Source organism: Caldivirga maquilingensis IC-167 (genome assembly GCF_000018305.1).
GTDB classification, from domain to species: Archaea; Thermoproteota; Thermoprotei; order Thermoproteales; family Thermocladiaceae; genus Caldivirga; species Caldivirga maquilingensis.
The window spans coordinates 1589047-1603550 of record NC_009954.1 but is presented as its reverse complement, the minus strand read 5'-3'; the positions used below and the strand labels follow the sequence as shown (position 1 = coordinate 1603550).

Sequence of the window (14504 nt, the reverse complement as noted above, 5' to 3'; positions counted from 1 at the left end):
TATGCACTGTACGTACCCATGTATTTTAGAGGGGGAGTGGGTATGTTGCCCCATACCCTAATTGCGTATATAACCCTAATTTACTTACCTGCTGCTTCAATTCTACAAGCGTCCCTGGCGGTAGTGCCGGGTATATGGGTCTTCTACAGTTTTCTGATTGATTAGTTTTACCACGGTAGCCTAGTGATGTTGTTGTGATTTTTATCTTTGGCCCCTTGCTTGTTAATATTCCATGTATTTTCCCTATGTTTGGGTCTATTTTGTCTACCTCCACGTATGGTTTCTCCCCTGTGAATATTAGTGGTGTGAGTAGTATTGCTTCTTTCGTGGGTTGTGGTGGTTTTTGGTTTGTTCTCCCCATCTCTATTAATGCTTGCCTACCTTCACCACCTATGTTCCACGTGATTTTACCTCGTATCCACCCCGCCTTCTGCGGGTTCATGATTATTATGTACTTATAGTACCATCCCGGTGGTACTGGTTCCGATTCATCATCCTTAATTACTCTATACGGCCATGTATACTTCTGTACGTACATGAATCCCTGCCTTACCGTTCTAGTCTCCATATTAATCGCTATGCCTACTTTGCTTATTTCCCTGAATTGGTAGTATTCCTTAGTTAGGTCTTGGTAACACTCCCCCTGGCATTCCTTATCCATTTTCACGAGTTCTACATAGTCCTTCAGAGTCTCTACGGGTAGTAGCGTGTTTTCCACCAGGAAGTGTTCCCTCCCGTTTATTACAATTAATGGTCCCCATACGTCCTCTATACCAGCCTCATCCTTAACCTTAAGCAAATCCTCCACCCCACAGTCTAGGTCCTGGATTTTACCGGTTTGGGTTTTATTATTTGTTTCATAGTATATGTTTGCGAGTAACCCTATTACCGTTGTGGGTAGTGGTGCGTATGATGCCCTGGTTGCGCTTATTAGGTCTATGCCCCTTATGGGGCCTGCCGTGAGGTGTAGTGGCTCTATGGGCTTTATCCTTAATTCAAGGAATTCACGGGCCTGGCTCATGGTAATCGCCTCAGTATTCTTATTGAGTTAATTAAGTTGTACCACACGGTGTGGTAGTAACCATCGTACACATCCTCACCCAGGAGTTTACTCGCCACGTTTTGCTTACCCTCCTCGCCGGTCACCTTTATGTTTCTTTTGAGTATTGTTTTTAAGACGTCCTTGATTATCCCCATGTCGGGTTGATCCCTCATGAATAATTCGCTGTATTTGTCCAAGTCCTCAGGCGTGTTGCTACTCACCAGCCCTGCCAACAGCGCTGTCCATAGGGTCCTTAGGCGATCTATGGAGTCGATCACCCAGTTGTCCCCATTATTTTCTGGCCTTATTGGTAGTACGACCTCGGTGCCCGTTCTCGAGTGGCTTATGACCAGTGAGTCCTTCTCGTAATCACCGCCCCACCTCGCCTCCTTAGCCACCTCCTCAAGGAGTTCCCCTGCCCTTAGGTACTCCTCTGAGAATATGTCGAGGAGGTGTGCGTACCTTATTGAGTAGCTTTGCCCATAGGCTGCTAGGGCTGGTATTACGTAGTCCTTATTGACCTTGTGGAAGAAGGGTGTGTTCTCATCCACTGCCCAGTATATCTTCCTGGAGTCCTCAACAATCTTCAGAGCTGCCTCCACGGGCGACAAAATCAATAGGTCGTCCCCGCCCAGGTACACGGGCATGGATATGTCCATGGTCCTTGCGAGCACCCTCATTGCCGTTACCATGAGCGCCCTCGTTATTGCAAACTTATATGCAGGAGTCACCGGTACCCTTATCTTTGTTTTTCCCTCTAGCTTTTCCTCTTTTTCCTCTAATCTTTCCTCTAACTCACTTAGTAACTTTTCCTGGTTTTCCAAGTCCTTCAGGAATTCATCCTTATTACCAATTACCAATTCATTAGCCTTCTCTTTTAAGTCCTCATAGAATTCACGTAGTGATTCGTAGTAATTGGGTAGTTCACCGCGATGAATCCTGCCCAGTGAGTCCCCGTCACCCCTTATTATCGCGTACATGAAGTGGAAGTTGAGGAGCTCCTTCACTGCGTTTACCGCCATGTCGGCCCCATTACCCACTAGGTTGTGTATGTCCTGTAATACCCCGTCCTTGGTTAACTTACCTATTATTTCCTCAGCGACCCCCTTGTCCTCCTCCTTTTTGCCGAATTCCTCAACGCAGTCTCTGGCCAGTCTCCTTATTTGTTCTGGGTTTCCGCATACTTGGTCTTTGCATATTAGGTCCATGTCCCTGGGTGGATTAGGCCTCATTATATAGTCTCTCAATAAGCTCTCGCAATATTTATCACCACGACGGTATACTTTATTTGCAATATTGTTATACTCGAGTAGGCTATGTAAGTATTTCACGGCTACGTCATCGGTACTCTCGAAGCCCAGTTCTAACTTCCCGCTTAACCCAATATATATTAATCTCTTGGCTAGATCCACTGGGCTCAGCGCCTCTCCTGGTTTGAACGTGCTTATTAATCTACGTTCGTTATTATTATCAGTATTTGTGCATATAGGGTTGTTTATGTTCAGCAATTCATTTAACCACTTAGTTGTCTTTTCGTCATAGCATAACCTATTATTTTCAAAGCGTTTACCGAACCTCATCACTGCCGGCGTATCTGGGCTTAGCGTGCTTATTGTCCAGTCACCGTCATAAAGCTTCGTGAAAAGCAGGTTTCCCTGTTCATCGAACCATGCGCCCTTGGTTGGTATTCTCGTCATTTCCTCTTCACGTATTGCCTTTATTACGTCCTTGCTGGTCATTAGGTAGTCGAAGAAGAGCGCGTCTAGGCACGCCTCCCTGTCCATGCCTATTTCCCTCAACACATCGTCGCTCAATGGGCATCCTTTCTCGCTCCTGTACTTACTGTATAAGTTGCCTACGTCTAGCACTGCCACCCTTAGTGGTAGCCTTAGCTCGATCAATCCTTTGTCTAAGGCCCTCCGGAGTATCCTCTTCACATAGTCATTCTCTTCCTTGTTTACTTCGTCTCTGGATATATTAATTAGGCATTTGGTGGCTTTTTCGAAGTTGTCCCTGATCTTGCTGAGTATATCGTCCTTCTTCAGCCTCTTTAGCTCATTTCCCTCAGGGTTGATTGGTGGCAGCGCTAATTGGAATGCTTCGCCTATAAACGCGATGCTCAATACTCTCCTTATCAATTTCTCTTGTTGATCTTGTTGGATTTGTTGAAGTAATGGTTTTAATAGCGGTTTTATTAGTTCTATTACTAAATTTACTAAATTAGTGTGTTTAATATCATACTCAATTGCTTTCCTAAGTATTAGACATAGGTTATCTGACTCCTCAGGATCCTTACCGTCTGCTACTAGGTCTAAAGATGCCGCTAAGAATGTGTAATACAGCGGGTTTAGCCTCGCCGTGGGTCTAATCAGTATGTCCGGCCCGTAGTGCCATATCAATGGCCATAGGGTGAGCCATATGGTCATGGATATTACCCAGCTACTAGCCCATAGGTCCCCCGCCTTCCTGCTCGCCATTATGAACTGCTGAACACCCGGTATGTCACCAACCACGTAGTAGCCGCTGAACTTACCATTAAGCAACCAGTTCATTATCATAACGGTTGCGTAGTCGTGGTCGAAGACATCGTGTGTCGGTGCCCTTGTGTCTGCTAGGCTTGGTGGTAGGCCTAGCTTTACCCACTCACTCTCGTATAATGCGTAAAGTAGGTTGTAGACTGCCCTTGGGTTATCCTTTATGTTGCTGTTTAATTTCTTAAGGATGTCGTTTATGTTCTTTACGTAATTATCAATGTTAATATCCTGGTTCTTTATTTCATATTTGAGGTGCGTGGCTGGCTTAAATATGTTTAAGTACCTGATGTTCTTAACTACGTAATTGGCGCCACTGGGTTTTAGGAATACCCACCTATCGAAGGATGAAGCCAACAAATCGGCTTCCTTAATAATCCTGGTGGTGGGGTTGTTATAATCCTTATATGGTGGAACACCCCCTGTAAACTCTCTTATTCCCGTCTCCTTGAAAATATCATTATATATTCTCCCAGCTTCTTTCTCATGGTCTTTTCCGTTAATTATCATCCACATTTTATTGGGTGGATCATGCATTAAAGCCAACAGCTTCTTCTCAAAAAACGAATTAATACTGCTCACTATAGCTTAGCAACAGGTGTTATTTTAAGCTTTACTAATTATAGTCACTTAAAATTTAAAAATATTCAATAGAGTAGCTAAACGTGAGCACCACTGGTGTACAAAATAATGCCCCGCTCAAGTACTCTATGTTAACGTTTATTGAGGCACTAACGCCCATGCACCCAGGCACTGGTAGCGGTGGTAAGATCGTGGATTTAGAGGTTCAGAAGGATGAATTTGGGATTCCCGTTATATGGTCCAGCAGCCTTAAGGGTGCCATTAGGAGCTCCCTCACACTAAACCGCTCAAGCAATGACCAGCGCCATAAAGTGCTTATTAATGCGGTTTTCGGGCCCGAGCCTGGCACTGACGAGGTGAGTGAGTATTCCTCTGTGGTTAATTTCCTAGATGCCAAGCTCCTGCTAATGCCCATTAGGTCGCTAAGGGGTGTTTGGGCCTACGCAACCTCGAGGCATTTGCTTAATTACTATAGGACTTACGTGGATGCCCTCGAGACACTTAACAACAACTTAAGCAAGTACCAAAATGCCCTGGACCAATTAATCAAACTCACGGAAAACATTGACCAGGGCACTGCAGTGGTTAGTAAGGGGGACCTTGTCATTAGTGGTGGGAAAGCCGTACTCAATGAAATCGAGTTCAATGCCAATGTAAATGTCAAATTAAATGAGAAATTAAATGAAGTTGTTAATAAAGCGCTACCTAACGTCATTGCTGAGAGGGTTAAGGAGAGAGGCTTGGTGTTAGTTAGTGATGATGATATGATGGAGTTGATTAAGAGAAGCATCATTATACAAACAAGGGTAAGGCTTGATTACTCCAAAAAGACCGTAACTGAAGGCGGGCTCTGGGAGGAGGAGTACCTACCCCAGTTCACTGTTTTCGTGTCTGGCGTGGTGTGCAGTAAACCTAGAATTAATGAGAAATCCTTCAAGGAAAAGGTGGGTGATTCAAGTGATGTCCTACAGAAGTTCACTAACATGAAGAATAACGCAGAGGAGGTATGCAGGTACTTAAGGGGTGAGACGCAAGATCCCTCCACGATCTTCATACTTGGTGGTAAGGAGACCTTAGGTAAGGGCTTAGCCAAGGTTTGGTGGTTGCCATGAGTGAGCAGGTTAGGGACAAGGCTTTGGATTTAGCCATAACTTGCATCAACGCAGTCAAGAACCTAAACAATAATGATATACTTAAGGGGTTTAGGACTAGGTGTAGGAGGGAACTTGAGGGTATTTACTACAATGGTTTAACGTATGAACTTGCATTCATACTCGCGAAGTCCTCAGACAAGAACGGGAGTGGTTATGGTAAATTAAATAATGTGCTTAATGAGAAGGACATAGGAAAGTACCTAAGCAATATTAAGAATAAAATAAGTGATGAGGCCTATGAAGTTTATGGGGCATGCCTTCTATGGGCCATGAGGGAATTAGGCTTAATTGATGGGGCTAAGGACTTGATGGATTTACTTAATAAATTGAACACACTAGGCACCGAAGTCATAGTTACTAATAAGATTCTGACATTCGCTGATTGGTTGAAGAGACTTGCCGAGGCCATGATATCTGAGGTGACTCAATGACATATGCAGAGCTTACCCTCAGGTTGGTGACGCCATTATTCACAGGCTCCGCGGACCCCAATAGTGTCGATTATGATTGGCCCCTGAGGCCCAGTGAGGTTAAGGGTGTTTGGCGTTGGTGGGCCAGGACGTTTGTGAGTGGTGCTCTATACGAGGCAGGTCAGCTCCATGGCCATCCGGATAAGGACATTATTAAAGTGCCGAAGAAAGACGAGGCTAAGAAGGTCTCGAAAATCGTGGGCGAGAAGTTGGGACTTGGTTATGCTGGTGAGGAGAGCGTGGCCTCTCACCTTAAGTTGATAATCAGGCATGGGCAAAACATTAGGATCAATAAGGCATGTAGCAACCGCGTAAGTGGTAAGGTACTCCAAAGGATTGGCTTACTAACCCTTGACTGTAGAACGCTACAATATGTGGAACCCAGCGCTGAATTCTACGTAACCATTGATAAACATAATAATGTGAAATTAAATGATGATAATGCCATTAAGGCATCCCTTAGTGTTTTATCCATAGCCTTGACCCTCTCATGCTTCGGTAAGGGTGGTAGGAGGGGGCTTGGGTGCCTTGATGTAGATAAGGTTGATGGTGACTATAGTTTTCTCTTTAACCTTAACCATAAAGAATTTGCTAAGAAGTTGAATTATACAATAGAGCTTGTAAAAGACATAGTTAAAGAGATGAGCAAGAGTGGTCTTGAATCCTGCGAGTTACCACCAATGCCTGTAGTTAGTAATGTGGAATTAACAAAATGTGTTGATGTGAAAGTGAAAAATAGATATGTCGATAGGTTGTTTGTGTTTCAGTTATTTGAGGTTTACGGCAGGGATTTACTACCTAAGTTGCATAACTTCTTCCTAAGACCCGAAAGGGCTAAAATACTCATGGGAAACCCCAAAGCAAAGGACGAACTTAGAAACGAGTTTATGGCCTGGATACTGGGCCTACCCAGGGAGCAGAAGGGGACCGGGTATAGGTTAATGTCAAATAATATAGTTAGGAGGGCTTCATCAATGCTCCTCTCGATCCATGGCATTAATAATGATGTTGCTTACCTGGCATTGTTCTTATCGGCTGATTGGCCCAGCGGATTAACCTGGCACGGCGCTGGCTCAAAACCAATTACTATTAATGAGCGTGACATAATAAATGCGAGTTACGTAGCATTAAACGAATTCCTAGAATATCTGGGTAGACAGAGAATAAGGTGGAAGCGCGTATGGCCTCAGTAACTGGAGGGAAAACTGCACTGGATACTGGCACGAACGTGGTTAGTTACGTAAGGCGTGAGTTCCTGAACTTCACGAAGGACTTAATGGGCAAGGCAGGGAGGGGAGGTGAGCGGGAGGTTGTGGGTATATCTGAATTTGCTAGGGATGCCATGAGGAGTATCGCTGATGCCTATAAATGCAGTACCATCAAGGATTTACTAGATAAAGCGAATAAGTACCTTGACGAACAGGTAAACGCACTAAAGGATCTCGGTTATGAAATAGTAATCAACAACATATTCATAACACTAACTAGGTTAGCCATTGGGCTTAGGAACCCTTACTTCGAGATTCTCGAACAAGGCATCTCCTGGGATCCAATAATGAACTTGCCCTATATACCCGCAAGCTCCCTAAAGGGTGCCATGAGAGCCTCAGCTGAAGGGACGCAATGCTCACAGGCTTTCGGCAGTATGGACGAGGCCTCACACGTAATTGTCCTGGACTCATACCCAGTTTACTGCCCCTCTGGGAAATCATTAATGACGCTTGATATTATAAACCCACACTACGCTGAACCCGCGAGAACCATTGCCGAGCCCCAGGTGAAGCCTGTACCTGTACCGTTCCTCACAGTGTCCACTGGCGTGGGTTTTAGGGTTATTATAATGGCTGAGAGGAGGAGGTTAAAGTATAGATGCAGAAATGAGCCTGGGGATTACATCTACCTATCGAGTGATTGCAAGGGTGTTTGTACGATTAATGATTTGCAGAGTATAGTAACTAAAGTGTTTAGTAGGGGTATTGGTGCTAAGACGGCGCTTGGCTATGGAATATTGGAGCAGCAAAGACATTAATGCAATGCTTTATACCCCATAGGATTTTCCGGTTTCAGTCTCAAAGTGCGGTATCTTTATTCCACGGAGGCTCTGTATTACTTATTGATGGGGGTGTTGATTTTTTAAGCCTCTGGGTTTTGTCTTGTTTATGGGTTATTTTCTTGGTATTACTGTGGGGGTTTCGTTGTTGAGGAATGCGTTGAGTAGTGATGCTCTTGGGGATTACTCTGGGGTTGTGGGTCGTGTTCTTCAGGGTTCTGAGGATTCTGCCTACGTGTTGTTTAATGATGATTTCGTCAGCAGGTTATCAGACTTTGCCTGCGGTAATCCTAGGTGTTGTGCTGAGGCTTCACTGATCTGGTCCATGCTTGAGAAGGGGTTTAAGCCCTTGACGCTTGAATTCTTTAGCACTGATACTAATGCCGCTGAGTTGTGCACTATGGCTCTTGCTAGATGCTTCTCTAGGCATGTGAATGTTGCGGGTTACGTTAGGGTTAGGTTCTTCGGTGGTGGTGACTTGATGAGGGGTTTTGTAAACCTTGTGGATGCCCTTGGTAGGGAGTTGAGTAATTACTTGATGCGTGGCTTCGAGGTTTTCATAGGTATTAGTGGTGGTATGAAGATTGAGGTTGTGGCCTCTGTGCTTGTGGCTTCAATACTGGGTGCTAGATTGGTTTATGTAAGTGAGAGCGGTGAGTTGGTTATTTTACCGAGGTTACCATTGAGCCTTAGGCGTGAGGTCCTTGAGGGTGACTTGGCGTCCCTGCCCGGGGATTTGCTTGAGTCGCTGGAATCCTTAGGTCTCCTGAGGCGTGGTGCCTCCGGTCTTGAGTTTCCCAGGTGGCTTCTGGATTTTACCCGAGGTGGAAGGCCTTCGGCTCGAACTTAATGTAGATTGGGTACTTCATTGCGTAGGACTTCACGTAACCAATGCCTGCATCAGTCACTGTGAGGAATCTCCTCTCACTGGTGGGTATGCCGAGTTTCTCAAGGACCCTCTCGTCACTCCTGAGGATTACCTTAGTGTTTGTTAATTGTAGTACTGCGTCGTTTAAGTCATCCGGCATATGCGTGGCGAATACTACGGCTATGCCGCGGCTTCTACCGAGCCTGGCAATCCTGGTTAACTGATTCTCAATTATCCTCTTCTCCGTCTCATCCCTGGTCTGTGGGAAGAATAAGTGCGCCTCATCAACAAGAACCACAGCAATCCTTTTACCACCCGGCTTCATGGCTCTGAATAATTTATTCAAGATCCTGTAGACTATAATCCTCTGGTTGAGGCTTGATGTGGTCCTCAAATCCACAACCACATAACCCTGCTTAAATAATTCCCTGTAATTAGGTTCCTTAACCACCAGCTTGTGGTCACCGGCCTTGTGCTCCACGTCAAAGAGCCTTGTCTCCACTAGGGATAATATGGCCCTTACTATGTTCTCTAAGGTACTTGGGTGAATGCCTAATTTATTGGCTATAGCCTCATAATTAACCAGTGTCCTACCCCTTTCACTCTGGTTGCTTGGGCTTATTAAATACTCGTAAATCTCCTTAAACGTGGGCTTTTCATTACTAGGTAATTCATCGGTGACTTCATTAATGACCCTTCTGTAGAACAATTTAGCCTGCTCCGTGAGTAAGCCTGTTATGTCATTGATCCTGTACATTACATCAATGGATTTTAGAGCCCAAGGTAGTAGCGTCACGTTTATTTCCTTATCATTATTATTAATGTTAATCTTAGCCTTAACAATCACTTTACTCACCTTCACCACGTAACCCTTATCCTTCCCGGCGTCTTCTTGTTCCCTACTGTAGGCAACCTTTATGTTCACCTTACCGCTTATTTTTAATCCACTACGTATGTAGAATTCATTTAGGTAGTACCTTACAAGCCTACGTGCAAACTCCCTAGCTAATTCCTTGGCTTCACTTACCTTTATATTCCTCAATAACCGACCCACCAATGAATTGGTCATTGGTATTACAACCCTGGTTTCAACATTATCCATCGCCAAGTGGTGGTAATGACCCACGGCATCCATTGCAATCACCACGCAGTCACTGTAATTCCTAACTAGGTCCAGGGCCATGTTCTTAAGGAGCTGAGTCTTACCGCTACCTGTGGTGCCGACCACAAGTACATGGTGCTTAAGGGCGTCTATGGGTATTTTCACGAATTCACTCCTCAGCACTTCACCGGAGGGTAGTGCCAGGTACCCTAGTTCCACGCCATTGCTCGGTAGTGAGAGCATTTTCGATACTTCACCATCCCTCGCCCACCTAACCTTAGCATGTATCTGTGGTGGAGTGGTTACTGGGCTGCAGGCATCTCCCCTACATTCTCTAATCAACTCCAGGGCTATGAACCTTGGTATGTAGCGTACTTCCATACTTAACTCCTGTTCCAGGGAGATTACCGGTGTCTTGGCTATGGAGTATATATCCTCGACCCTAGACTGCACAATCTTAGCCAGGTACTTAACCCCATCATCCTCAATAACCACGTACCTACCCACTGGGAAACCGACATCACACCCACTGACCATGTATGCCAATGCCTCATCAGTACTCACGGAACTGGGCATCTGCCTAGTTATGAATCCAAGGTACTCATTACAATCAAGGTTACTCAACAAGGTCACCCCTAGCCCTCTCAACCTCCTCAAGGCCCTCGTAGGTGATGATGCCGCCGGGGCTTAGGTTGTAGAGCATTAGTACTGCGCTGGCGTTCAATCTCCTAGCCAGTTTATCAGCAATATGTATAGGTACCGCGGTACCGCTTAACGTCATTAGCATGCCCACGTAATCCCTACCCTCCTTGGCAACCTCTTCGCTCAACCCCTCCACACGAACAACAGAGGCATTACGACCAGTCCTAGTAACCACGTACCAGCAGTACTTAACCCAGTTACCAACCTTAACCACAATGGGGCCTAGGTAAACAGACCGTGAGTTAGGTAAAGCCAAGGTTGCTCTCTTAATGGCTAGTGTGTAATCATCAACCATGGGTACACCCTCCCTACCGCACTCTCTAAGATACCTTGCAAGGAAGTGACTATGCTCAATCCTCTTAACAACACCCACTGCCTTAAGCCCATTAAGAGCCTTAACCCTAGACTCAATAATACCATTAAAAACAGATGCATACTTATTACCCTCCATGGATAGAACCCTAGGCGTGGGGAAAACAGGCCCATCCACCAGTAGGAATGCATTATTGTTGACAGCCCTCATGAGGGTTACCTCAACATGATTCCTAACCTCATCCCTAACAGCCTCATCATTATAAGAACCCACGAAATACTCATTGTCAAGGAACGAAGACTTAATGTAAAACATTTCACTAAGCTTATCAAGCAATTCATAGTCACGGGGCTTAAATCTAAGCTTAAGGCCGATCCATCTAACATTATTAGTACCATTAGGTTGAGGAATCAACACGTTATCACCACCAACCAAGGCACCAGTAACCAAGTGGACATCAACACCTAAGAACCTAATAATCCTTGAATGACTATCAAGCCCCATTAAAGGGTAATCAATACTCACAGGCTTCAACTCACCAACTGTAAAATCCGTATCGCAACCAACCTCAAAACCACCTATTTCACTTAAATCAATAGGCTCTGGGCTAGCTAATTCACCAACAATACTCATTAACCTACTCAATGAAGAGGCTAACTCAAAGATCTCACGCATTAAGTGTAGAATACAAACATATATATTAACCCAACTCTACTTGGCATTACCCTTACTAATATTCTCCATGTGCTTATCAATATCTTCGAAGCACTTATCAATATACTTAATGAATACTTTATCGCCACTGATTTTAATACATGTGATATTTCTCTCAAGACCAGCATGAGCAATAAAATTCCTATCGTTGAACCTACACTCGGAATCATCATGTGAATCTTGGTTATCGCATGAATAATTCTTAATCTCCTCACGAATATCATTAGACCTACGCCCTATGTCTATGATGGATTTATTCACAAAATCATGGATATTTCCGTATTTCACATAACCACCCAGGATTCCTTTATTCATACCCAGTAAGTTAACAGCAACATCCCTAAATAACTCAGCTGCACGCTTAATTGAATCAACCTCATTACTAAGTATTGTGTCAGCTACACTGCTAACCGGTATCTTCAATAGATATTCAATATCTATACCACCCTCATTATCCATTAATTGATCAAGGTTCAATACGTTAATGACCCTGTTTCTCACCACGTCAAAAGCCATGGATAATAACAGCGGTGAAGTCTCAAAATCGTAAATCCTCGAAATGAGAACCTCATTATTATTAATACTAATATCAACTGCCTCATTCATATAGTTGTAAATTTCATCGCATAAATTCGAAATATTCCTTGATAACTCCTCCAGATCCTTCACATGTGTTAGGTTATTTTTGCGTAGATAAGTAACTAGGTAAAGTGCAAAACCATACTCAAGAGATGTGGTAATCCTCGATGGATTTAAGCGGCGTCGTATATCTTCATAATTATTATTCAACTTATTTAATTTGTTTATCTTATCCTTATCATGATTAGTTCTCACAATTCTAAAGATCTTCTCCTTATTTAACCTACCAGTTAACTCTTTGAGGAATTCATGAGGTTCAATACTTATGTTTTGCATCTCGATTATGTTGAGTCTTCGCTCCTGTGTGGCTTCTGTTTTTTGTCTTGAGATTGGGTCTGCATTAAAGGTTATTAAGCATATATCCTTATTATCCCTGGCACTCAGGTACTTGGCTATTAACTGAGCAGCCATGTACGTTATCATGGGTAAGTAATTCACACCATGTGTTATGTCGATAATAATGGCACTGTACTTATTGTATCTAACCTTATTGTATAGCTTATATAGCATGGTGAAGTTCAGATTGTTGATGCCGCCCATAAACCTTGCATTAAAGTTACCGGCTCTGTAGGTTCCTGTACCGGGCAGTATCTCGACCTCAATATTGATTTTATCAGCTTTACTATTGAAACCACCAAGGTATTGAGAAATACAATTCTTAAGGAGTGAATAAGCTGTGTTCTCAATATCACGGTAGTTAACTTTACCATTACGTAGAGTATTGGTAAAATCACTAAGAATCCCCACTACGTTGCAGTTTCCACTTTGACTACGCGTATCTGGGAATGCCAATGTATCCAAGCCCATGATTATCACGTCAATAAAGCCTTTATGGCCAGCATTAGTGATGTAACGTAGGACTCCAGCCAATGAAGTATAACTCTTAACTTTATCCACATCATTCCACTCAATATTAATGGGCCTAACGCATAATTTCCCACCACTCTCACTAACCCTGGGGATTACGTAATTAACTTCATCCCAAAGAGTGGGTAAACCCCAAGGTGCCAGTACTAAGACTCTTTCCTCGGAATCTCCACTACTCATCTAAGGTATTGCACGCGTCTTCTTTATTAATGTTAAATTACTAAGTTTTACGTTAAATCAATATCTTGAGTATAAGGGTAAAGAACATTATAGTCATAAAGGAAAAACTAATAAATTAAAGTATACTACAGTAACACTGTGAAGTTAGCGGTTCTAAGCACCGTAGGTACAAGCATACTATCTAACATGGAAGCTACTATAAGAAATGACATAGAAAGGGGTGTGAGTACCATAGACCTCACGGGGATTCCTGAAGAGATACAGGCAAAGTTAAAGGAGGGAAAACTGAGTAAACTAGGCCCTGATGATCCGCTTCAGGAGAAGATTGAACACATGAGGCATAGGGGTGATTCGTTTTTCGAGAAGACTATAGAGTTCGTGAGGAATAACCCAGAGGGGACTAGTGCAGAGTTAAATACATTGATAAGGTTTCTCCTGGATTTCCCATACAGGCAGTTTGAGGAGTTGGAGATTTACCTATACCCCACGGATACAGGCACGGGGAAATTCTGCGCACAGGTAATCAAGGAGTACCTAGACCGTTACGGAAATGAATTCATGCAGAAGGCTGGAATCAACATTAAACCTAAGGTTGATGAACCAATAGTCGTAAAGGATCTTGGAAGAGACATAAACTGGTTTAACGAAGGATTAATAGAACTAGTGAATAAATTCGCCAGACTAATAATAAACAAAACACGTAGTGGGTACAAGGTAGTAGTCAATGCCACAGCAGGCTATAAACCAGAAACAGCGTATATAGCCCTAGTAGCCCAATTAACCGGTGCTTGGAAAATAATCTACATGCATGAATCATTCAAAAGCATAGTGGAATTACCGAAACTACCACTAACAATACAGGAAAAATACATAGAGGCATTAAAAATAATAGGCAACGGAACACTGCAAAACATCTTAAAGCAAATGGGAATAGACGTAAACGACCTAATAGAAAGAGGTCTAGTAACTAACGAAGAAGGCATCATAAAACCCAGAGAATGGATCCAGAAACTAATAAACACACTACAATCATAAACCAACATCCTAGCCGATTTAATACCCTTCTAATTCCTTTTGGGATTTACATAGGCATGACCATTGGGTAATTGAAATACCTAGCATAAGTTATCTTTCTAATCCCTCTTGGGATTTTCATGAGTATGAAGACTTGCTGGGTTCATTGCATTGGAGTAGTGATAACTTTCTAATCCCTCTTGGGATTTTCAGTGATTAATTATGTCTTACCATCAACGGCAATCATCATAAGCCTTTCTAATCCCTCTTGGGATT

The 14504-nt window shown here is 43.4% G+C and carries 11 protein-coding genes and 1 CRISPR repeat array (1 of these 12 running past the window's edge); of the genes, 6 read left to right on the top strand and 5 right to left on the bottom strand.

Annotated elements, in window-relative coordinates:
- Nucleotides 1–25 precede the first annotated feature (25 nt).
- Complete coding sequence (locus CMAQ_RS07815; RefSeq protein ID WP_012186562.1) at nucleotides 26–1021, bottom strand: type III-B CRISPR module-associated Cmr3 family protein; 996 nt, start codon at nucleotides 1019–1021, stop codon at nucleotides 26–28.
- Nucleotides 1018–4155, bottom strand: coding sequence for a type III-B CRISPR-associated protein Cas10/Cmr2 (locus CMAQ_RS07810; protein WP_012186561.1), 3138 nt, complete (start codon nucleotides 4153–4155; stop codon nucleotides 1018–1020). Before CMAQ_RS07810 ends, CMAQ_RS07815 begins: the two co-directional genes overlap by 4 nt.
- 83 nt (nucleotides 4156–4238) lie before the next feature.
- Between CMAQ_RS07810 and cmr4 the strand changes: the two genes are divergently transcribed.
- From cmr4 to CMAQ_RS07785, 5 genes are all read left to right on the top strand, one after another.
- The gene (gene cmr4 / locus CMAQ_RS07805) at nucleotides 4239–5267 is read left to right on the top strand and encodes a type III-B CRISPR module RAMP protein Cmr4 (protein WP_052290722.1); all 1029 of its coding nucleotides are present in this window, start codon (nucleotides 4239–4241) and stop codon (nucleotides 5265–5267) included.
- A complete protein-coding gene (cmr5, locus tag CMAQ_RS07800) occupies nucleotides 5264–5740 on the top strand; it encodes a type III-B CRISPR module-associated protein Cmr5 (protein WP_012186559.1) in 477 nt (158 codons plus the stop codon). Before cmr4 ends, cmr5 begins: the two co-directional genes overlap by 4 nt.
- Nucleotides 5737–6972: a type III-B CRISPR module RAMP protein Cmr1 gene (cmr1, locus tag CMAQ_RS07795; RefSeq protein WP_012186558.1), complete on the top strand. Its 1236-nt coding sequence runs from the start codon at nucleotides 5737–5739 to the stop codon at nucleotides 6970–6972. Before cmr5 ends, cmr1 begins: the two co-directional genes overlap by 4 nt.
- Complete coding sequence (gene cmr6, locus CMAQ_RS07790) at nucleotides 6960–7808, top strand: type III-B CRISPR module RAMP protein Cmr6 (protein ID WP_012186557.1); 849 nt, start codon at nucleotides 6960–6962, stop codon at nucleotides 7806–7808. The genes cmr1 and cmr6 overlap by 13 nt, the downstream gene beginning before the upstream one ends.
- 130 nt (nucleotides 7809–7938) lie before the next feature.
- Complete coding sequence (locus CMAQ_RS07785; protein WP_012186556.1) at nucleotides 7939–8679, top strand: CRISPR-associated protein; 741 nt, start codon at nucleotides 7939–7941, stop codon at nucleotides 8677–8679.
- On the opposite strand, the gene CMAQ_RS07780 is transcribed toward CMAQ_RS07785, so the two are convergent.
- The 3 genes from CMAQ_RS07780 to csx1 are packed head-to-tail and all read right to left on the bottom strand — an operon-like array spanning nucleotide 8645 to nucleotide 13214.
- Nucleotides 8645–10432 (bottom strand): ATP-binding protein, encoded by a 1788-nt coding sequence (locus tag CMAQ_RS07780; RefSeq protein ID WP_012186555.1) that lies wholly within the window; start codon nucleotides 10430–10432, stop codon nucleotides 8645–8647. The genes CMAQ_RS07785 and CMAQ_RS07780 overlap by 35 nt on opposite strands.
- Nucleotides 10416–11489, bottom strand: a complete 1074-nt coding sequence (locus CMAQ_RS07775) for a DNA double-strand break repair nuclease NurA (RefSeq protein WP_012186554.1) — start codon at nucleotides 11487–11489, stop codon at nucleotides 10416–10418. The genes CMAQ_RS07780 and CMAQ_RS07775 overlap by 17 nt, the downstream gene beginning before the upstream one ends.
- A 36-nt stretch (nucleotides 11490–11525) precedes the next feature.
- The gene (gene csx1 / locus CMAQ_RS07770; protein ID WP_012186553.1) at nucleotides 11526–13214 is read right to left on the bottom strand and encodes a CRISPR-associated CARF protein Csx1; all 1689 of its coding nucleotides are present in this window, start codon (nucleotides 13212–13214) and stop codon (nucleotides 11526–11528) included.
- A 138-nt stretch (nucleotides 13215–13352) separates the two neighbouring features.
- Here csx1 and CMAQ_RS07765 point away from each other — a divergent pair, with 138 nt between their 5' ends.
- Entirely contained in the window at nucleotides 13353–14249 is an 897-nt protein-coding gene (locus CMAQ_RS07765; protein WP_012186552.1) for a putative CRISPR-associated protein, read from the top strand.
- A 25-nt stretch (nucleotides 14250–14274) separates the two neighbouring features.
- Nucleotides 14275–14504: direct repeats of the CRISPR family, unit length 25 nt (it continues 538 nt past the right edge of the window).